This is a genomic window from Cyanobium sp. ATX 6A2 (assembly GCF_024346355.1).
Lineage (GTDB): Bacteria > Cyanobacteriota > Cyanobacteriia > PCC-6307 > Cyanobiaceae > NIES-981.
In genome coordinates this window covers 99,149-118,466 of the sequence record NZ_JAGQCU010000005.1, presented here as the reverse complement: position 1 = coordinate 118,466, position 19,318 = coordinate 99,149, and the positions used below count along the sequence as shown (strand labels likewise).

Below are 19,318 nucleotides of genomic sequence, written 5' to 3'. Positions count from 1 at the left end.
GACCTCAGCGCACCCCCAGCCACTTGTGGCTCTGCAGGCTCAGGCGCCAGCGGGGGTGGCGGCGCACGTGGGCGATCGCCAGCTCCTGGCCCGGCGCGCTGTCCCAGCCGGGCTGCAGCAGCAGCACGGGATGGTTGCCGGCCTCGGCGGCGGCGGTGGCCATGGCCTCGGCGAAGGCGAGATCGGCCGGCTCATGCACCACCGGCTTGAGCTCGTGGCAGGCGGCCAGCAGTTCGGGTCGTGGCGGCCGGTGGCGCTTGGGCGAGAGGGTGATCCAGTCGAAGCGGCCGCTGAGCGGGTCGACGCCACTGGTTTCCAGGTGCAGTGGCAATCCGACGGCCTCGAGGGCCGCGCAGAGCCCATCGAGGTTGTGGTGCAGGGGCTCGCCGCCGGTCACCACCACGAAGGAGGCGCCAGCGCCGCCGGCAGCGCTGGCCTGGGCGGCCAGCTCCTCCAGGCCGCGGTGCGGATGGGCCTCCTGTGGCCAGGAGTGCTTGGTGTCGCACCAGGTGCAGCCCACCGCACAGCCCGCCAGGCGCAGGAAGAAGGCGCTGCGCCCGGCATGCAGCCCCTCCCCCTGGAGCGAATGGAAGGTTTCCACCACGGGGATGGCTGAGGGTATGGCGGCGGTGGGGGTTGCCGGCATGGGATCGGGCTGCACCCCAACCCTAAACAGCTCAACCGTTGCCGCAGGCCAGAATGGGCCCGCACAGGAGCCTCGATGCCCACTCCGGACCCGGCCCGCCTGGCCCGCTACGGCCTGCTGCACAGCTATCTGCGCCAGGAGCTGCTGGAGGAGCTGCTGGCCTCGGTTGCGCTGGAGCCGGAGGAGCGCGAGGCGGCCCGCCAGCAGTTCATGGAGGAGCGGGACCTCGCCGATGAGCAGGCGCTGCAGGACTACGCCCGCAGCCGCTGCCTGTCCCCGGCTGATCTGGACTACCGGATCGCCTACCCGGTGGGGGTGTGGAAGTACTGCCAGCAGCACTTCGCCCCCAAGGCCGAGTCGCGCTTCCTGGCTCGCAAGCAGAGCCTCGATCAGGTGGTGTACAGCCTGCTGCGCACCAAGGATCCAGGGCTGGCCCGGGAGCTGTTCCTGCAGGTGAGCGAGGGCGAGGCTGATTTCGGTGAGCTGGCGGTCCGCTACGCCGAGGGTCCGGAACGTGCCACCCGCGGCATCGTGGGTCCGGTGCCGCTGGATCAGGGCCACCCCGAACTGGTGGGCCGCCTGCGGGCGGTGGAGTCGGGGGTGGTGCTGGAGCCGTTTGCGATCGAGAGCTGGTGGCTGCTGGTGCGGCTGGAGAGCCTGCTGCCTGCCGGCTTCGGGCCCGATGCCGCCGATGCCATGACCCAGGAGCTTCTCAATGAGTGGCTGGAGGAGGAGGTGAGTCGCCGCCTGGAGGCCCTCGCCAGGGGCCCTGAGCCCGTGCCCATCGCCGTCAGCCAGCCCCTGCCATGACCGCCCTCGACCCCCAGGCCCCCCCCGACCTCCCCGGGCTGGAGGGGCTCAGCGCGCAACTGCGGGCGCGCCTGCTGGCCAGCGGTGAGCGGCGGCTCTACGGCCTCGGCCAGGCCCTCTGCCACGACGACCTGATCCCCTCCGAGGTGCTGCTGCTGCTGCGGGGCTCGGCCCGCCTGCTGGTGCGCGACGCGGGCTCCCTGCGCACCGCCGAGAAGCTGGGGCCGGGGGCCTGGGTGGGCCTGGCGTCGCTGCTGCGGGCGGCCCCCTGTGAGGAGGTGGCGGCGGCCGGCGACGTGGAGGCGCTGGCGATCGCCGATGGCCGGCTGCTGGCGCTGCTGCAGGAGGAGCCCGCCTTTGCCGCCTGGTGCGCCGCTCAGCTGTTCAGCGCCGAGCTGCTGGCCCTGCTGGTCGAGCTGCTGCAGCTCCGGCCCCAGGCGGATGTGTCGCTGCTGAACCTGTGGCGGCAGCTGGCGCCACAGGCCCGGCTGGTGGCGCCCACGCGCGAGGGCGTGCAGAGCCTCACGGCCGAGGAGCTGCTGTTCGCCGCCAGCCACAACCTCGCCGATCACCCGTTGGGCACGGCGCTTGATCCCGCCCAGGGCGTGCCCAGGGCGAGGCCGCCGCTGCCGCCGCGGCTGATCGCCCTGCCGGCCGCGCCGCTGCAGGCGGTGCTGGCGCCGCCGGAGCCGCTGGAGCCGGTGCTGGAAGGGGATGGCGGGGGATCGCAGCTGGTGCCCGCCGCCGCTGCCGGACCCCTGGCCAGTGGCCTGGATCTGGGCCAGCGCGACCGCCCCGAACTGCTGCTGGTGCGCGGCAGCGGCGCCCTGGAGGAAACCCTGGCCTGCTTCCAGATGCTGGCGGCCCAGCTGAAGCTGCCCTTCCGCCGCGACGCGATCGAGAAGATCCTGCGCGATGTGCTGCGCCGCGGCCAGACCCCCGACCTGCAGCTGTGCGGCAACATCGCCGCGATGATGGGGCTGCACGTGAGCGGCGTGCGGGTGCCGCCCCAGCTGGGCACCCGGCTGCAGGTGCCGGCCCTGGTGAGCTGGAAGGGGGGCATGGCGCTGGTGCGCGCCGCCGATGCCCGCGGCCTGGTGCTGGCCTCGCCGCGCCAGGGCTGGGTGGAGCTGCCGCCGGCCGAGATCGAGGCCGCCTTTCCCGACGGCATCGACGTGTTGCTGCTGGAGCGCAGCAACACCACCCCCGAGCAGCGCTTCGGCTTCGAGTGGTTCTGGCCGGCGCTGCAGCGCTACCGCGGCGTCCTGCTGCAGGTGCTGCTGGCCTCGTTCGTGGTGCAGCTGTTCAGCCTGGCCAACCCGCTGCTGATCCAGGTGATCATCGACAAGGTGATCAGCCAACGCAGCCTCGACACCCTGCAGGTGCTGGGCATCGCCCTGGTGGTGGTGACGCTGATGGAGGGGGTGATCGGCGCCCTGCGCACCTTCCTGTTCACCGAAACCACCAACCGCATCGACCTGCGCCTCGGTGCCGAGGTGATCGACCACCTGCTGCGCCTGCCGCTCAGCTACTTCGACCGCCGGCCGGTGGGGGAGCTGGGCACGCGGGTGGCGGAGCTGGAGAAGATCCGCGAATTCCTCACCGGCCAGGCGCTCACCACCCTGCTGGATACGGCCTTCTCGGTGATCTACATCGCCGTGATGCTGATCTACAGCTGGCTGCTCACCCTGATCGCCCTGTGTGTGCTGCCGATCCAGGTGGGGCTCACGGTGCTGGGGGCGCCCCTGTTCCGCCGGCAGTACCGTGCCGCCGCCCAGGAGAATGCCCGCACCCAGAGCCACCTGGTGGAGGTGCTCACCGGCATCCAGACGGTGAAGGCCCAGAACGTGGAGATGATCAGCCGCTGGAAGTGGCAGGACCTCTACACCCGCTACATCGCCCGCAGCTTCGAGAAGACGATCACCGGCACGGCGCTGGTGGAAACCTCCCAGGTGCTGCAGAAGCTCTCCCAGCTGCTGGTGCTGTGGGTGGGGGCCTCGATGGTGCTCAACGCCGAGATGACCCTGGGCCAGCTGATCGCCTTCCGGATCATCTCCGGCTATGTCACCCAGCCGCTGCTGCGGCTCTCCTCGATCTGGCAGAACATCCAGGAGCTGAAGGTGTCGTTCGAGCGCCTGGCCGACGTGGTGGACACCCCGGAGGAGAGCAACGAGGCCGACCGCCAGAAGATTCCCCTGCCGCCGATCGCCGGGGAGGTGGTGTTCCAGAACGTGAGCTTCGCCTTCCCCGGCACCTCCACCCAGGTGCTGCAGCACATCGATCTGCGCATTCCGGCGGGCACCTTCGTGGGGGTGGTGGGCCAGAGCGGCAGCGGCAAGAGCACGCTGATGAAGCTGCTCTCGCGCCTCTACGCCCCCGGCGAGGGGCGGATCCTGATCGACGGCTGCGACATCGACAAGGTGGAGCTCTATTCGCTGCGCCGCCAGATCGGCATCGTGCCCCAGGAGCCGCTCCTGTTCTCCGGCAGCGTGGCCGAGAACATCGCCCTCACCGATCCCGATGCCGGCATCGAAGCGATCATCACCGCCGCCCGGATGGCCTGCGCCCACGACTTCATCATGGAAATGCCCGGTGGCTACAGCGCCCCGGTGGGTGAGCGCGGCGCGGGGCTATCGGGCGGCCAGCGCCAGCGCCTGGCCCTGGCTCGCACCCTGCTCAGCCAGCCCCGGCTGCTGGTGCTGGATGAGGCCACCAGCGCCCTCGACTACGACACCGAGCGTCGCGTGTGCGACAACCTGCTCGACACCCTCAGCGACTGCACGGTGTTCTTCATCACCCACCGGCTGTCCACCATCCGCCGCGCCGATCTGATCGTGATGCTGCACGAAGGTGCCATCGCCGAGGTGGGCCGCCACGATGAGTTGATCGAGCGGCGCGGTCGCTACTACGCCCTCTACCGCCAGCAGGAGGCCGGCTGATGGCCCTGATGCGCAGACCGGGGGCCCTGGTGAAGGCCGGCCAGAACGCCCTGGAGCGGCGGGTGCAGAGCAGCCATGAAACCCTGGCGCTGCAGCAATCGCGCCTGCTGGCGCGCACGATCACCTGGGCCCTGCTCGGCACCACCGGCGCCGCCCTGGCCTGGCTGGCGCTGGCCCGCACCGAGGAGGTGGTGGTGGCGCCGGGGCGGTTGCAGCCGGTCGGCGAGGTGCGCACCGTGCAGATGCCGGTGGGCGGTGTACTGGATCAGATGCTGGTGCAGGAGGGGGAGCGGGTGAGTGCGGGCCAGGTGCTGCTGCGGCTCGACAACGAGACCGCCCTGGATCGCCAGCGGGCGCTGCAGGAGTCGATCGCCGCGCGCCTGGAGCAGCTGCGTCTCAAGCAGCTGGAGCTGGAGCGTTACCTGAGCCTGAACGACACCGAGCAGCTGGTGCTGCAGCGCAACCTGGAGCTGGAGGGCGAGATCCTTGGGCGCCTGGAGGGCCTGCAACGCGATGGAGCGGTGCCCGAACTGCAGATGCTGCAGCAGCGCAACCGGGTGCAGGAGGTGGAGGGCGAGCTGGACAAGCTGCGGGTGGACCGCAACCGCCAGACAGCGATCCTGCAGCAGGCGATCGCCCAGCTCAACAGCGAGTTGGCGGATCTGCGCGGCCGGCTCAGCGAATCCACGGTGAACGTGCGCTATCAGGATGTGCGCTCGCCGGTGGACGGGGTGGTGTTCGACCTCAAGCCCACCGGGCCGGGGTTCGTGGCCCAGGGCAGCGAGCCGGTGATGCGGATCGTGCCCTTCAACGACCTGGAGGCCAAGGTGGAGATCAACAGCAGCGACATCGGCTTCGTGCAGGTGGGCAAGCCGGTGGAGATCAGCATCGATTCCTTCCGCGCCAGCGACTTCGGCACCCTGGCGGGCACACTCCAGGCCATCGGCTCCGACGCCTTGCCCCCCGATGAGCGCAATCCCGGCTATCGCTTCCCGGCCACCGTGGCCCTCGACAGCCAGCAGTTCATGCTGAAGTCGGGCCAGGAGCTGCCCCTGCAGGTGGGCATGTCGCTCACCGCCAACATCAAGCTGCGCAAGGTGAGCTACCTGCAGCTGCTGCTCGGCGGCTTCCAGGACAAGACCGATTCGCTCAGGCGGCTGTGATGCTCTCCTTGAACGTGGTCTGCGCGGAGTTGGGTTCGGTGGAGTTGGGATCGGTGGCAGCGGAATCGTCTGCGCCCTGGTGCCGCCCCTGCGCCGCCTCGATCAGGCCCCGGAACAGGGGGTGGGGCCGGCCGGGTCGCGACAGGAATTCCGGGTGGTACTGGCAGGCGGTGAAGAAGGGGTGGTCCGTGAGTTCCACCAGCTCCACCAGGCGGCCGTCGGGGGAGCTGCCGCTGATGCGGTAGCCCGAATCGATGAACGCCTGGCGGTAGGCGTTGTTGAACTCGTAGCGGTGGCGGTGGCGCTCGTACACCACCTCCTCGCCGTAGAGCTGATGGCCGAGGCTGCCGGGGGCCAGGCGGCAGGGGTAGACCCCCAGGCGCATGGTGCCGCCCAGGTCGACCACGTCCTGCTGCTCCGGCAGCAGATGGATCACCGGATCGGGGCTGGCGGGATCGAGCTCGGCGCTGGTGGCGCCGGCCAGGCCGGCCACATTGCGGGCCCACTCGATCACGGCGCACTGCATGCCCAGGCAGAGACCCAGGAACGGCACCCGCTGCTCCCGTGCCCAGCGGATCGCCGCCACCTTGCCGTCCACGCCCCGGTTGCCGAAGCCCCCCGGCACCACCACCGCGTCCATGCCCGCCAGCAGGGCCTCGGCCCCCTGCTGCTCGATCTGCTCGGCGCACACCCAGCGCAGGTCGAGGGAGGCATCGCGCTCCAGGCAGGCGTGGCGCAGGGCCTCCACCACCGAGAGGTAGGCGTCGTTCAGCTGCACGTATTTGCCCACCAGGGCCACCGTCACGGCCGGGCCGGGGTGGCGCAGCTTGGTCACCAGCTCCGCCCAGCCGGCCATGTCGCTGCTGCGGTCCTCCAGCTGCAGGGCGTCGAGCACCTCACGGCAGAGGCCCTCCTGTTCCAGCGCCAGCGGCACTGCGTAGATGCTGTCGGCATCCAGGGCCTGGATCACGGCCCGCTCCGGCACGCCGCAGAAGCCGCCGATCTTGCGGCGCAGGTCGTCGCTCACCGGTCGGTCGCTGCGGCACACCAGCACATCGGGCTGGATGCCGATCGAACGCAGCTCCTTGACCGAGTGCTGGGTGGGTTTGGTCTTGAGCTCCCCGGAGGTGCCGATGTAGGGCAGCAGCGTCACGTGCACGTAGGCGATGTCGTGGCGGCCCACATCGCCGCGGAATTCGCGGATCGCCTCGAGGAACGGCAGCGATTCGATGTCGCCCACGGTGCCGCCGATCTCGCCGATCACCACCTCGGCGCCGCTGTTGGCGCCCACCCGGTGGATGCGCTGGCGGATCTCGCCGGTGATGTGGGGGATCACCTGCACGGTGCCGCCGTTGTAGTCGCCGCGGCGCTCCTTGTTGATCACCGCCTGGTAGATCGAGCCGGTGGTCACGCTGTTCAAACGTGAGAGGGGCGTGTCGGTGAAGCGCTCGTAGTGGCCCAGGTCGAGGTCGGTCTCGGCGCCGTCCTCGGTGACGAACACCTCACCGTGCTGGTAGGGGCTCATGGTGCCCGGGTCCACGTTCAGATAGGGGTCGAGCTTGAGGATCGACACGCTGTAGCCGCGGCTCTTGAGCAGGCGGCCGAGGCTGGCGGCCACGATTCCCTTGCCGATGCTGGACACCACCCCGCCCGTCACGAACACGAACTTGGCGGTTCGCTGGCTGGGGGGGCTGGGCATGGAGATTCGGCTGCTTGTTCAATGTACCCGTGGCCACAAGACGTGCCTGGGGGCCGTGCTGGGTTCGGCCGGGCGAGCCCGCGGGGCGGGCAACGCCGGCCTCACCGCATCACGGCCCCCAGGAGCCAGTGGGATGGGCAAGTCCGCCGCTGTTGCGGCGTCATCTGGGCAGCGTCACGGCTTCAACGTCAGCACCGACGGTCCCACCATCGGGCTGCCGGGTTGTCGGTGCGGCTGGTGAGAGGCCGGCGTTACCCGCGCAGCGGGTTCGCCCGGCCGACGCCAGTCGCACCGCTGCAAGTCGCACCGAGCAACCTCAGCTTTCAAGCAGGCTGCGCAGCATCCAGGCGGTCTTCTCGTGAATCTGCAGCCGCTGGGTGAGCAGGTCGGCGGTGGGCTGGTCGTTGGCGTCCTCGGCCACGGCGAACACGCCGCGGATGGTGCGGGCCACGGCCTCATGGCCCTCCACCAGCTCCCGCACCATCTCCAGGGCGGTGGGGATGCCTTCGGTTTCGGGCACCGAGGAGAGGCCGCTGTAGGTGCTGCCGCCGAAGGGCGCGGGGCAGCCCAGGGCGCGGATGCGCTCGGCGATCTCGTCGAGGGCGTTCCAGAGCTCGGTGTACTGCTCCATGAACATCAGGTGGAGCGTGTTGAACATCGGCCCGGTGACGTTCCAGTGGAAGCCGTGGGTCTTGGCGTAGAGCACGGTGCTGTCGGCGAGCACGCGGCCCAGGCCTTCGGCGATCTGCTGGCGCTGGGCCTCGGGGATGCCGATGTCGATCGGGGGGGCGGTGACGGAAGCCATGTCTCTCTAACTCGTAGTGACTACGTTTTAGCAGAGCAGCGGTGCGCTGTCCCCCGGCGGCCTGCCTCAGGCCTCCTCGTCGCTCCAGGTGCTGGCCACGTGCAGCTCCTGGAGCTGCTTGTCGGCCACCCCGGCCGGGGCCTGGGTGAGCAGGCAGCGGGCCTGCTGGGTTTTCGGGAAGGCAATTGTGTCGCGGATCGACTCCTCGCCCGCCAGCAGCATCACGATCCGGTCCACCCCGTAGGCCAGGCCGCCGTGGGGCGGGGCGCCCATGTCGAGGGCCTCCAGCAGGAAGCCGAACTGGCGCTCGGCCTCCTCGGCAGGCAGGCCGATGGTCTGCAGCACCTGGCGCTGCAGGGCTGAGTCGTGGATGCGCAGCGAGCCACCGCCCAGCTCCAGGCCGTTGAGCACCAGGTCGTAGGCCTGGGCGCGGGCGCTGGGCAGGGCGTCGGCCCAGCGCGCCGGATCGGTGCCGATGTCGGCCGGGTTGGGGGCGCAGAAGGGGTGGTGCAGGGCCTCGAGGCGGTTTTCGCCGATGTTGAACTCGAACATCGGGAAATCCACCACCCAGAGGAAGTTCCAGGTGTCGTTCTCGCGCTCGGGCCGCACCAGGCCCAGCTGGCGGGCCAGGAACTGCCGCACCCGGTCGAGGGCCTTGTTCACGGTGGCGGTGTCGCCGGCGCCGAACAGCAGCAGGGTGCCGGCCTCGGCGCCGGTGCGCGCCAGCAGCTCGGCCTTCTTCTCCTCGCTGAGGTTGTCCTTGATGGCGCCGATGCTGTCGATCTCACCGCCCTCGCGCACGCGGATGAAGGCCAGACCGCCGGCGCCGGCCGCCTGGGCCTCACTGAACACATCACCACCGGGCTTGATGCGAACGTTGCTGATCGCCTCGTTGCCGCCCGGCACGGCGATGGCCTTCACCGACCCGCCGGCTTTCACGGCGCCGGAGAAGACCTTGAAGCCCATGTCCGCCACGATGTCGCTCACGTCGGTGAGCTCCAGGCCGTAGCGGGTGTCGGGCCGGTCGGTGCCGTAGCGCGCCATGGCCTCATGCCAGGTGAGGCGCGGGAACGGCCGCGGCAGCTCGATGCCCTTCACCGCCTTCCAGATCGCGGTGATCAGCCCCTCGTTGAGCGCCAGGATCTGCTCCTGGTCCATGAAGCTCATCTCCAGGTCCAGCTGGGTGAACTCCGGCTGGCGGTCGGCGCGCAGGTCTTCATCGCGGAAGCAGCGCGCGATCTGGTAGTAGCGCTCCAGGCCCCCCACCATCAGCAGCTGCTTGAACAGCTGGGGCGACTGGGGCAGGGCGAACCAATCCCCGCCGCACACCCGGCTGGGCACCAGATAGTCGCGGGCGCCCTCGGGGGTGGAGCGGGTGAGTATCGGCGTTTCCACCTCGATGAAGCCGGCGTCCTCCAGGAACCGCCGCATCGCCTGCACGGCGCGGTGGCGCAGGCGCAGGTTGGCGTTCATGCGCTCGCGGCGCAGATCGAGGTAGCGGTGGCGCAGACGCAGGTCCTCGCGGGTGTTCTCCTCGTCGTGCACCGACACCGGGAAGGGCAGGATCCCCTTCACCGGGTTGAGCACGGTGATGCCGGCGGCCAGCACCTCCATACGGCCGGTGGCGAGTTTCTCGTTGATCGATTCGGCCGGCCGCTCCCGCACCGTGCCGTTCACCAGGATCACGGTTTCGTTGCGCAGATGCTCGGCCACGGCGAAGGTGTCGGCGCCGTTGTCGGGGTCCACGGTGATCTGCATCGTGCCGCTGCGGTCGCGCAGATCGATGAAGATCACGCCGCCGTGGTCGCGGCGCCGGTCCACCCAGCCGCAGAGCTGCACCTGCTGGCCGGTGGCGTCCTGACGCAGGTCGCCGCACCCGTGGCTGCGCATACCGGGAGGTCCTAGGCAATGGGCGATCTTCCCATCCAGGCGGGTCAACGCCTGTAGAAGGGGCGCTTCACCACGGTGGCCGGTTCGGCCCGGCCGCGGATCTCCACCGCCAGCTCCGTGCCGGGGCGGGCAAGCTCCGCCGGCACGCTGGCCAGGGCGATACCCCGCTCCAGCGTGGGCGACCAGCCGCCGCTGGTGACCGTGCCCACCGCCTTGCTGCCGCCCTCCGCCCCCGCCGCCAGCACCGGGTAGCCGTGGCGGGGAATGGCGCGACCGCGCAGCTCCAGGCCCACCAGCCGGCGGCGCACCCCCTCGGCGCTCTGGCGCTCCAGCACCGCGCGGCCCACGAACTCCTTGGGCATCTCCAGGTGCACCAGCCAGCCCAGCCCCACCTCCAGGGGCGTGGTGGTGGCGTCCATGTCGTTGCCGTAGAGGTGCATGGCCGCCTCCAGGCGCAGGCTGTCGCGGGAGCCCAGGCCGCAGGGTGTCACCCCCTCGGCCAGCAGCTGCTGCCAGAGGGCGAGGCCCGGCTCCCGCTCCAGCAGCAGCTCAAAGCCGTCCTCGCCGGTGTAGCCGGTGCGGGCCACGAACACGCTCGCTCCCGCCGCGGCGCCCGCGGCCGTGCCCCGCAGCGGCAGCTGCCGGTGACCGAAGCGGGGCAGGCCCGAGAGGCTGATGCCGGCCAGGGCCTCCAGCCGCGCCGCCGCCTGGGGCCCCTGCAGAGCCAGCAGCACCCCATCGCCCTTGAGGTCGTCCACGGCGATGCCGGCAAACTGCAGCTGGCTGCTGATCCAGGCCGTGTCGGCCGCGGCGCAGTCGGCATTGATCACCAGCAGCACCTCGTCCACCAGCGGCAGCTCGTTGGTCTCCGCGCCGTTGCCGCCGGCCGCTACCCGGCCCCGGTCGTACACGATCAGGTCGTCGCGGATGCCGCCCCCCTCATTCAGCAGCACCGTGTAGCAGGCCTCCCCGGGCCCGATGCGGAACAGGTCGCTGGGCACCAGGGCCTGCAGGGCGTCCTTGGCGCCGTCCCCCCGCAGCCGCAGCACCCCCATATGCGAGATGTCGAACAGGCCGCAGGCGCTGCGCACGGCCCGGTGCTCGGCCACCAGCCCCTGGAACTGCACCGGCAGCTCCCAGCCGGCGAAGGGCACCAGGCGGCCACCGGCGGCCCGGGCCGCCTCGAACAGGGGAGTGCGCAGGAGTGCCACGGGGCCGGCTGGCGGGTGGAGCGAGGCTATTGGAGGCGCCAAGCACCAGCGGCGGCGGCCGCCATCGGGCAGAAGAGCAGCAACAGCAGCGGCCGGGCGAGGGGGGACTTGGACGCGGCTTGGGAAGACATTCGAAAGAACGGGTAACCGCCCCTGCACCCGCGCGTCAACCCCCTAGTGTCTGGGCTCGCTGATAACTGGCGTTGCATCCACCCACCTGGTCATCCAGCCATGCCCCACCGTCCCAGCTGCCGCAGTTGCCGTCACTGCGCGAACCCCCAGGGGAGCAGCGCGGGATGGTGCCGGCTGCGCCAGCTCGCCATCCACGCCGAGCTGTCCGGGGAGCTCTGGTGCCACCACTGGACTGCCCGGCCGCCGCAACTGCCCGCCGGCATGGCCTCCGGTGGAGCCTCGGCGGATCCCCAGGTGGGCGCTCGCTGCCAGCAGCTGAGCCTGGAGATGCTCCTGCCCCAGCTTCAGGACTGAGGCCTGAGGCCGCCAGGCGAGGCCAGTTCGGCGGCGGCGGTAGGGAAATCCCCGCACGGTCCTCAATTTTGCCAATCCCTATCTAACGTCTGCGGTGGCACTCCACTGCCGCCTCTCGTTCGCCGCTGCCGCTCTTGGTCACCACACCCCTCCTGCATGCCGCCATTGATCTGATGGCTGTGCAGGTGGAGTGCGAGCACCTCGCCCTGCCCACCGGAGCCACGGTGTTCGAGCAGGGCATGCAGGCCGACGCCATCTACGGCATCCGTCGAGGGATCATCGAGCTGATCGGGCGCGACGGCGAAAAGCTCTGCTACAGGCCTGGTGAGCTGTTCTGTTACCAGGACATCGTGTGGGGCGTCGGTCGTCACGACAACACCGCCATCGCCCGGACCCCGGTGGAGATTCTGCGGCTCGAGCGCCTGCACTTTCTCAACCTGCTCCACAACCATCCCACCCTGGCGCTCCTGTTGATCGGTCAGCAGCACGACCGCCTGCGCGAGCAGCGCACCAGCGGCACCTGCTGCTACTGATTGCCTCGATCAACCCCCCAGCACCAGCAGCAGGCTGCGCACCACCTTGGCGGCCAGCACGCTGCTGATCCCGCTTCCGTCCAGCTGGGGCGCCAGTTCCACCACGTCGGCGGCCACCAGGCGGTGGTGGCGCAGTTCCTCCACCAGGGCGGCGAAATCCCGCCACAGGAAGCCCCCAGGCTCGGGGGTGCCGGTGCCGGGCATCACGGCTGGATCGAACCAGTCGAGGTCGACGGTGAGATAGAGGGGCTGGCCGCGCAGAGGGCGCAGGGCCGCGGCCATGGCATCGATCGCCACCAGCCGGCCACTGCCGCGCAGCTCATGGAACTCCTCGGCGGTGCCGCTGCGGATGGCGATCTGCAGCAGCCGCTGGCTGGGCAGCACCTCCAGACAGCGACGCATGGCGCAGGCGTGACTGTGGCGGGCGCCCAGCCACTCCTGGCGCAGATCGGCGTGGGCGTCGAGCTGCACCAGCACCAGCTCCGGGTGGCGCTCCGCCACGGCCGCCACCGCGCCGGAGCTGATCGAATGCTCGCCCCCCAGCATCAGGGGCTTCAGGCCCTGGGCCAGCACCGCTTCTGCGGCCCGCTTCACGGCGGCCACCACCGGCTCCGGGGCTCCATAGGGGATGGCCACGGCGCCCAGGTCGGCGAAGGCCAGATCCTCCAGATCCCGATCCAGCTGGGGGCAATAGGTTTCCAGCCCCTGGCTCACCTCGCGGATCGCCGCCGGCCCGAAGCGGGTGCCGGGGCGGAAGGAGGTGGTGCCGTCGTAGGGCACGCCGAACAGGCCCACCCGGCAACCGGCCGGGTCGCGGCGGCTGGCCATGAACACCGCCCCGTCGGTGTCGAACAGAACGTGGTGGGAGGGGTGGTGATCGCTCATCGGTTCAGTCTCCGCTGCTCAGTGCCCGCTGCCGCCGTTCAGCCGGCGAGGGCCCGCTCCACGAAGGCCGGCATGGCCTCGAAGCCGCCGCGCTGCCAGCGGGGACTCCAGATCTCACAGCCGGCGGTGATGGTGGCGGCGCGCTCGGGCCGTGGCTGGCGGTAGCGGGGGCCGTCGCTGGCGGCGAAGGTCCAGCTCCACCAGCCGCTCGGGTACATCGGCACCCAGCCGTAGAGCGGATCGGCGTGGCCGAACACCTCCCGCAGCAGGCGCACGGTGTCGATGTGCACGGCGCGGAAGGCCTCCGGTGATTCGCTCTGGGTGGCGAACACGCCGCCGGGCCGCAGGATGCGCCGGCAGTGTTCGAAGAAGGCCCGGTTGAACAGGCCCTCGGCCGGCCCTGCCGGATCGGAACCGTCCACGATCACCACGTCGTAGCTGGCCGCGCTGGCCTCGCGCACCCAGGCGATGCCGTCACCCACGGTGAGCTGGAAGCGGGGATCGCTCCAGCAGCCCCCACCGATGCTGGCCAGGTGTTGCTGGCTCCACTCCACCACCAGGCCGTCGATCTCCACCATGTCCAGGTGGCGCACACCCGGGTGGCGCAGGCATTCGCGGGCGGTGCCGCCATCGCCGCCGCCGATCACCAGCACCCGCTCGATGGCCTCGGCGCCGCACAGGGCCGGGTGCACCAGCGGCTCGTGGTAGTGCCGCTCCTGGCGCTCGGCGGTCATCCAGCAGCCATCGAGCAGCAGGCCCCGGCCGTAGCGGTCGCTGTCGATGATCGTGAGCCGCTGGAAGGCTGACTGCCGCTCGGCGATCACCCGGCCGGCCAGGCCGTAGCGCACGCCGTCGAAGACCTCATCCACCCAGCCCGGGGTGGCGGGCGGGGGCGCAGCGGGGCTCGGAGTGGCACTCGAGGAGGGATGGGTCACCGGCGAAGACGCGATCGGCTCCAGCTAAGCGTCCGGCCGGGTCGGCTCAGCTGGGGCTGTCTGGTCGCGCGGGCCCCTGCCAGGCTGGCGGCATGGCCGGTGAGCGACCCAGCGACGACCTGCGGATCGGGGATGCTCTGCGCATTCCCGCCAGCGACCTGCGCTGGCGCTTCTCCCGTTCCGGCGGACCCGGCGGCCAGAACGTGAACACCACCGATTCGCGGGTGGAGCTGGTGTTCGACCTGGCGGCATCCTCGGCGTTGCCGCCTGCCCTCAAGGCGCGGGCCCTGGAGCGCCTGCGGGGGCGGCTGGTGGGGGGTGCGTTGCAGATCAGCGCCAGCGAGCACCGCTCCCAGTGGCGCAACCGCGTGGCTGCCCAGCGGCGACTGGAGGCCGTGCTGCGCGAGGCCCTGCGGCCGCCGCCGCCCGCCCGCCGGGCCACCCGTCCCGGCCGCGCGGCGGTGGAGCGGCGCCTGGCGGCCAAGCAGCGGCGCGCGGCCCTCAAGAGCAGCCGCCGCCGCGCCGGATCGCTCCCGGACGACTGAGACCCTCGGGCCCCTCGGGATCCTCTCCTGCCGCCTGCGCCGTTCAGCCGGCAAGGGCTGTCTGCAGCCTGGGGTCGGCGTGCCAGCTCCAGGGGCCCTCGCGCACGGCCTCGATGCCGAGTTCGGCGCGCAGCTCATCCAGGTTGCGGTGCATCTGCTCTTCCCACAGCACCGGGAACAGGGGCCGGGCCGCCAGGCCCATCTCCAGCCCCTGGCTGATGCGGCCGAAGGCGTAGGCGGCGGTGCGCGCCTGTTCCTCGGGTGTCTCCAGTTCGTCGATCGGGGTGTCGCTGCGCAGCCACTGCAGCAGCAGCGCCATCAGGTCGGTGAACATCAGGCCCGGGTGGGAGAACTGGGCCACGCTGACGCTGATCACCCCCAGCTCGCCGAAGTTGTCGAGGCTGAATCCGGTGAGGATGTGATGCAGATCATGGGTGGCATAAACCCGATAGTTGATGTAGTCGGCATCGCTTTCCAGATTGTTGTAGAACGCGGGCTCGGGAAAGAAGTTGATGTCGTAGCCCAGCGTTTCCAGAATGGTGGCGTAGGTGTGGCCGAGGCTTCCCTTCGGCAATGCACGCAGCGCGGCACTGTCGTAGGGCCCGCAGAGCCGTCTGGAGTCGATCAGTGCCTGGGCCTGGGGATCGCGGCCGAGCCGCTTGCGGCACAGCTGCATCGGGATCGAGCCCCGCAGCCGGTGCGACAACAGAAACACGTTCTGGGCGGAGCTGCCGGCACCGGCGGCCAGGTCGGCCAGTTCCAGAAAGGAGCGGATGTTGTCCTCGGTGGCGATGCGATCGAGGTAGCGGAAGCCCATCGAATCAGACGGTTGGACATCCGTACTTTCGCGCACCATCCGGGTGCGGCTCCCTCAGCACGGCTCACCTCCGCTCACCTCGGCTGTTCCCGTCCGCGGCCTCAGTCCTGAGCAGCCAGCACCACGTTCACCGTGAAGAAGGGCGGACGCTGATGCGCCACCGCCTCGCGGGGGTGGAACTCCAGGATCCCCTGCACCCGCTGGCCGGCCTGCAGCGGTTGGTTGGGCCGGCACCAGAAGGCCGTGCCCTCGGAATCGGCGTGCTGGCGCAGCTGGGGGTCGAGCAACTGGGCGCTGCCGTCGGGGTCCACCCGCAACACGGTGAACACCTCGTCGGGGGGGATCAGGGTGCTGGGATCCGGCGTGGGGGCGGGCTGGGTGTCGCTCATCGCGGGCTGCCGTCGGGAACGGTGGATCTCTGGTCCCAGCCTGGCGGCCCCGGCGCACCTGGCAGCCCTGCCGGTGTCGCAGGACACAGGGGGCTGGGCCTCAGGTCCCGCCGGCGCCCTCGCGCTCGGCGCGGATCTGGGCCTTGGCTTGCTGCCACAGCCCCTCCAGCTCGCGGATGCCGCGGCCCTGCAGCTCGCCGCCCAAGGCCGCCTCCACCCGCGAGAAGCGATCCAGGAAGCGGCGGTTGGTGCCGGCCAGGCCCGTTTCCGGGTCAAGGCCGCACCAGCGGGCCACGTTCACCAGGGTGAACAGCAGGTCACCCAGCTCCTCCTCGGCATGGGTCCGGCCGCCGCCTGCCTGGGCCGCGGCCACCGCCTCCTTGAGCTCGTCGAGCTCCTCGTGCACCTTCTCCCACACCCTCGCCATGGCGTCCCATTCGAAGCCGGCGGCGGCGGCCTTTCTGGAGATGGTCATGGCGCCGGCCAGGGCCGGCTGGCCCCGCACCTTGCCGGCCAGCTTGTCGCTCAGGGGGCTGGCGGAGGGGGCCGCGGAGGGGGCTGTCGCCTCAGCACCGGCCCGGCGCTCGGCCTCGCGCTGGCGTTGCTCAGCCGCCTTGATCGCCTCCCAGCTGGCGTGCACCGCAGCGCTGTCGGTCGCCCTGGCGCTGGCGTCGCCGCACTCTGCGCCGCCGAACACATGGGGGTGGCGACGGATCAGCTTGGCGCTGAGGCCCCGGGCGATGCGCTCGAGATCAAACCGTCCCGCCTCGCTGGCGATGCGGGCGTGCAGCACCACCTGCAGCAGCAGGTCGCCCAGCTCCTCCTCCAGATGCCGGTCGTCGCCGTGGCGGATGGCATCGGCCACCTCGTGGGCCTCCTCCAGCACATAGGGCACCAGGGAGGCGTGGGTCTGTTCCAGGTCCCAGGGGCAGCCGGTTTCGGGATCGCGCAGGCGGGCCACCACCGCCACCAGCTCCGCAAGGGCGTGGAGGGTGGCCGGCAGCTGGGGGTCGGAACTCATCGGCGGCGGCGGGCGGGGGAACGGGTGCGGGATCGTGGCCGCAGGCGGCGCCACGGCCGGGGCAGCCGCGGCAGCGGGTCGCCATCCTGGATCAGGTGCAGCCAGCTGCTGGCCTCCAGGCCCACCAGGGCGCTGAGCAGCAGCGGCCGCTGCCGTTGCCACAGCTCCAGGGCGGCGGCGAGCAGCTCGGGGGGTGTGGGCACTCCCAGGGGCAGGGTCGCCAGGAGGGCGGAGGCCAGCAGCGCCAGGGCCGCCATGTAGGCCAGCCGCCCGGCCGTGCCCAGCAGCGGGCTGTGGGAGAGCACTGAGCGGTGCGCCAGCCCGTGTCGGTAGGGCCACCACAGCATCCGCAACGGTCCCCAGCGGCGGGTGGCGTTGGAGCGGGTGTCGAGGTCGGGGGAGAGCAGCAGGCCCCCCACCAGGAAGCCCGTGGCGGCGCTCACCACCCCCGCCAGCCCCAGGGCCGGGGCGAACACCAGGCCGAAGGGCAGGGCCAGCTGCCAGGTGGCGCGGTCGTGGGCGCGGCCGCTGGCCACCGCTCAGGGCCTGCCCCGAGCAGCGGCTGCGGCCAGGGCTCGGGGGGCCGGCGGCGCCAGAGTCCGCAAGCGGGTGCCGCTGCCGTCGCCGGTGCGCCAGCGCCGCTGGATCCAGTAGTACTGCTCGGCGTAGGCCTGGATCAGGGGCTCCTGCCAATCGGCCAGGGCCTGGGCCTGTTGCACCAGCCCCTCCACTCCCGGGGCCGCTGTCAGGGGCCAGCCGAAGCTCAGCTGGAATCTGCCGTTGTCCTCGCGTACATGGGCCACGGGGTAGATCGGGGCGTTGGTTTTCTGCGACAGGGCCAGCGGCGTGCGCAGGGCGTGGGTGCTGAGGCCAAGCACATCCACCGGCAGGGGGTTTTGACCGCCGTAGAGATCCGTCATCACCACCAGGGCACCACCCCGGCGCAGCCACTCGAGCATGGAACGCACATCGAACTGGGAAATCCAGTGGCATTGGCTGTTGGCACGGCGGGCCGCGTTCAGCAACCGGTCGGCCTGCGGGTTGTGGGCCGGGCGATACACCACTGCCAGCTTCTCCAGGCGCTGGCTCAGCCAGCGGAGCCCCAGGTCCCAGCAGCCCAGGTGCAGGGAGGCGATGATCACGCCCTGGTTGGGCTGGCGAGCCGCGAGCAGCGGCTCCAGCCCCTCGCCTTCGGCATGGATGCGGCTGGGCTGCACCGGCTCAATGATCGATTCCAGGCAGGAGAGGAAAAAGCTCTCCAGGGAGCGCCGGGCCAGCAGCTGGCGCTGGCCCGGGCTGAGGCTGGTGCCATACACGCGCTCGAGGTTGGCCTCGGCGGTGGCCAGCCGCCGGCCGAGGGCTGGCTGGCCCAGCCGCACCACCTGCCGGATGCCGCTGGCGATGCTGTGGTGACGGCGACCGCGGAGCAGGAGCAGCAACAGGCGCAACAGGAGGGCTTCTGCCCACCAGCGCAGCCGTTGGCGACGGGAGGCGTGGATCCAGCGGCGCCGTGGTCGCGCCGGGCGGGCGGCGGGCTGGATGGGTTGCGGTAACTTTTGATTCACGCGCGATTAGCTCAGCGGTAGAGCGCCTGCCTTACAAGCAGGATGTCGCTGGTTCGAAACCGGCATCGCGCATCGGCTTGATCGGGCGAACCCTACGGGCTCCACCGCCGGGCGCTGCAGTCAGCCATCAAGGGGGGACCGCAGATGGGGCTCGAGGAAGCTCAGAGGCTGGGCCATCGTTTCCGAGAAGGCCAGGATCCCGGGATCCCGGTGGTGGTACAGCAGGGTGTCGTCCTCGGCCAGCAGCCAGGTGCCGCCCCGCTGGGGAAGGGCATCCTCGCAGGGCACGTAGGTGCGCCAGTGGCTCAGCACCTCGCCCATGTTGCGCAGGCGGATCGTGGCCAGCTCGAACGGCCGCAGGAAGCCCCTGCCGCCGGCCCGGGCGAACAGGGATCCGCGGATCGGCGGCAGCGGTGGCGCCTCGATCACCGCGTCATCGGCGATCCGCTGGGGGGCGCGGCGGTCGCCCGTGTAGCCGCGCAGCACCTCCCGCAGGGTGCCCGCTGAGCCGATGCCGGCGCACATCAGCAGCAGATTGCCCCAGGCCCCGATGGGCAGCTGCAGCCCGGCATAGAGATCGAGGGCCCGGTGCAGCTGTGCGTCGGGCCGCACCTGGAGCCGCTGCGGCGGGAAGCCGGTGAAGGCGCAGAAACGATCGCGGCCGGCCCCGTTGCCGATGCCGAACGCCTGCACGGCGATGCGGGCGGCCTCCAGGGTCGGCAGCCGTGGCACCAGGGCCTGGGCATATTCGAGGCTGTCGAAGTCCCCCAGCTGGCCCCACAGCAGCACCAGGCGCCGCTGGCCTGCCTCCATTCCCGGGATGGCAGCCAGGGCCTCCAGCAGTGCTGCCGGTGCCGGGGGGGCGGCCGTGCTGGGGGTGGCCTGCTGCGCCATCAGCTGCCTGAACGCAAATGCTGCCCACCAGCCTGGCGCCTCCGGGGATGGGACGCCCGGGGCATTGGTTGTTGTGAGCCCCCCG

General features: G+C 71.0%; 18 protein-coding genes, 1 tRNA gene and 2 pseudogenes. 8 read left to right on the top strand and 13 right to left on the bottom strand.

What is annotated here, in order from left to right:
* Positions 1 to 4 precede the first annotated feature (4 nt).
* Positions 5 to 646, bottom strand: coding sequence for a 7-carboxy-7-deazaguanine synthase QueE (locus KBY96_RS06850; protein WP_254978614.1), 642 nt, complete (start codon positions 644 to 646; stop codon positions 5 to 7).
* Between the two features lie 75 nt (positions 647 to 721).
* Between KBY96_RS06850 and KBY96_RS06845 the strand changes: the two genes are divergently transcribed.
* The 4 genes and pseudogenes from KBY96_RS06845 to KBY96_RS06835 all read left to right on the top strand — a co-directional run bounded on the left by KBY96_RS06845 (position 722) and on the right by KBY96_RS06835 (position 5,558).
* A complete protein-coding gene (locus KBY96_RS06845; protein WP_254978613.1) occupies positions 722 to 1,456 on the top strand; it encodes a peptidylprolyl isomerase in 735 nt (244 codons plus the stop codon).
* Positions 1,453 to 3,522, top strand: a pseudogene (locus KBY96_RS06840) (ABC transporter transmembrane domain-containing protein); the annotation flags it as partial. The gene KBY96_RS06845 and the pseudogene KBY96_RS06840, both read left to right, overlap by 4 nt.
* A 54-nt stretch (positions 3,523 to 3,576) precedes the next feature.
* Positions 3,577 to 4,183 (top strand): annotated as a pseudogene (locus KBY96_RS16525) (ATP-binding cassette domain-containing protein); the annotation flags it as partial.
* Positions 4,184 to 4,394: 211 nt separating this feature from the next.
* Positions 4,395 to 5,558, top strand: a complete 1,164-nt coding sequence (locus KBY96_RS06835; RefSeq protein ID WP_254978611.1) for an HlyD family secretion protein — start codon at positions 4,395 to 4,397, stop codon at positions 5,556 to 5,558.
* Here KBY96_RS06835 and KBY96_RS06830 read toward each other — a convergent pair.
* The 4 genes from KBY96_RS06830 to gcvT all read right to left on the bottom strand — a co-directional run bounded on the left by KBY96_RS06830 (position 5,545) and on the right by gcvT (position 11,163).
* Positions 5,545 to 7,257, bottom strand: coding sequence for a CTP synthase (locus KBY96_RS06830; protein ID WP_254978610.1), 1,713 nt, complete (start codon positions 7,255 to 7,257; stop codon positions 5,545 to 5,547). The two genes, KBY96_RS06835 and KBY96_RS06830, sit on opposite strands and share 14 nt — an antisense overlap.
* 316 nt (positions 7,258 to 7,573) lie before the next feature.
* Positions 7,574 to 8,062 (bottom strand): Dps family protein, encoded by a 489-nt coding sequence (locus KBY96_RS06825; protein WP_254978609.1) that lies wholly within the window; start codon positions 8,060 to 8,062, stop codon positions 7,574 to 7,576.
* A gap of 66 nt (positions 8,063 to 8,128) precedes the next feature.
* The gene (gene aspS / locus KBY96_RS06820; RefSeq protein ID WP_254978608.1) at positions 8,129 to 9,952 is read right to left on the bottom strand and encodes an aspartate--tRNA ligase; all 1,824 of its coding nucleotides are present in this window, start codon (positions 9,950 to 9,952) and stop codon (positions 8,129 to 8,131) included.
* A gap of 44 nt (positions 9,953 to 9,996) precedes the next feature.
* Entirely contained in the window at positions 9,997 to 11,163 is a 1,167-nt protein-coding gene (gcvT, locus tag KBY96_RS06815; RefSeq protein ID WP_254978607.1) for a glycine cleavage system aminomethyltransferase GcvT, read from the bottom strand.
* A 231-nt stretch (positions 11,164 to 11,394) separates the two neighbouring features.
* Here gcvT and KBY96_RS06810 point away from each other — a divergent pair, with 231 nt between their 5' ends.
* Positions 11,395 to 11,649: a hypothetical protein gene (locus KBY96_RS06810; protein ID WP_254978606.1), complete on the top strand. Its 255-nt coding sequence runs from the start codon at positions 11,395 to 11,397 to the stop codon at positions 11,647 to 11,649.
* Between the two features lie 134 nt (positions 11,650 to 11,783).
* Complete coding sequence (locus tag KBY96_RS06805; RefSeq protein ID WP_254978605.1) at positions 11,784 to 12,182, top strand: cyclic nucleotide-binding domain-containing protein; 399 nt, start codon at positions 11,784 to 11,786, stop codon at positions 12,180 to 12,182.
* A gap of 9 nt (positions 12,183 to 12,191) precedes the next feature.
* On the opposite strand, the gene speB is transcribed toward KBY96_RS06805, so the two are convergent.
* Together speB and speE are read right to left on the bottom strand one after the other, a co-directional pair.
* On the bottom strand, positions 12,192 to 13,067 hold the full coding sequence (gene speB, locus KBY96_RS06800; RefSeq protein ID WP_254978604.1) for an agmatinase: 876 nt from the start codon (positions 13,065 to 13,067) through the stop codon (positions 12,192 to 12,194).
* 38 nt (positions 13,068 to 13,105) lie between these two features.
* Positions 13,106 to 13,936, bottom strand: coding sequence for a polyamine aminopropyltransferase (gene speE, locus KBY96_RS06795; RefSeq protein ID WP_254978666.1), 831 nt, complete (start codon positions 13,934 to 13,936; stop codon positions 13,106 to 13,108).
* Between the two features lie 158 nt (positions 13,937 to 14,094).
* Between speE and arfB the strand changes: the two genes are divergently transcribed.
* Positions 14,095 to 14,547: an alternative ribosome rescue aminoacyl-tRNA hydrolase ArfB gene (gene arfB / locus KBY96_RS06790; RefSeq protein ID WP_254978603.1), complete on the top strand. Its 453-nt coding sequence runs from the start codon at positions 14,095 to 14,097 to the stop codon at positions 14,545 to 14,547.
* Positions 14,548 to 14,590: 43 nt separating this feature from the next.
* Here the strand turns inward: arfB and KBY96_RS06785 are convergent, their stop codons facing one another.
* The 5 genes from KBY96_RS06785 to KBY96_RS06765 all read right to left on the bottom strand — a co-directional run bounded on the left by KBY96_RS06785 (position 14,591) and on the right by KBY96_RS06765 (position 18,339).
* Positions 14,591 to 15,403, bottom strand: a complete 813-nt coding sequence (locus tag KBY96_RS06785; protein WP_254978602.1) for a Coq4 family protein — start codon at positions 15,401 to 15,403, stop codon at positions 14,591 to 14,593.
* 62 nt (positions 15,404 to 15,465) lie between these two features.
* Positions 15,466 to 15,753, bottom strand: a complete 288-nt coding sequence (locus KBY96_RS06780) for a hypothetical protein (RefSeq protein WP_254978601.1) — start codon at positions 15,751 to 15,753, stop codon at positions 15,466 to 15,468.
* A 100-nt stretch (positions 15,754 to 15,853) separates the two neighbouring features.
* Positions 15,854 to 16,774 carry a nucleoside triphosphate pyrophosphohydrolase gene (gene mazG / locus KBY96_RS06775; protein WP_254978600.1) on the bottom strand — a complete coding sequence of 307 codons (921 nt, stop codon included), beginning with the start codon at positions 16,772 to 16,774 and terminating at the stop codon, positions 15,854 to 15,856.
* Positions 16,771 to 17,310, bottom strand: a complete 540-nt coding sequence (locus KBY96_RS06770; RefSeq protein ID WP_254978599.1) for a metal-binding protein — start codon at positions 17,308 to 17,310, stop codon at positions 16,771 to 16,773. Before KBY96_RS06770 ends, mazG begins: the two co-directional genes overlap by 4 nt.
* 3 nt (positions 17,311 to 17,313) lie before the next feature.
* On the bottom strand, positions 17,314 to 18,339 hold the full coding sequence (locus KBY96_RS06765) for a lysophospholipid acyltransferase family protein (RefSeq protein WP_254978598.1): 1,026 nt from the start codon (positions 18,337 to 18,339) through the stop codon (positions 17,314 to 17,316).
* Between KBY96_RS06765 and KBY96_RS06760 the strand changes: the two genes are divergently transcribed.
* Positions 18,340 to 18,411 (top strand) — tRNA-Val (locus KBY96_RS06760). It abuts the gene before it with no gap.
* 48 nt (positions 18,412 to 18,459) lie between these two features.
* Here KBY96_RS06760 and KBY96_RS06755 read toward each other — a convergent pair.
* Complete coding sequence (locus KBY96_RS06755; RefSeq protein ID WP_254978597.1) at positions 18,460 to 19,233, bottom strand: AhpC/TSA family protein; 774 nt, start codon at positions 19,231 to 19,233, stop codon at positions 18,460 to 18,462.
* Between the last annotated feature and the right edge of the window lie 85 nt (positions 19,234 to 19,318).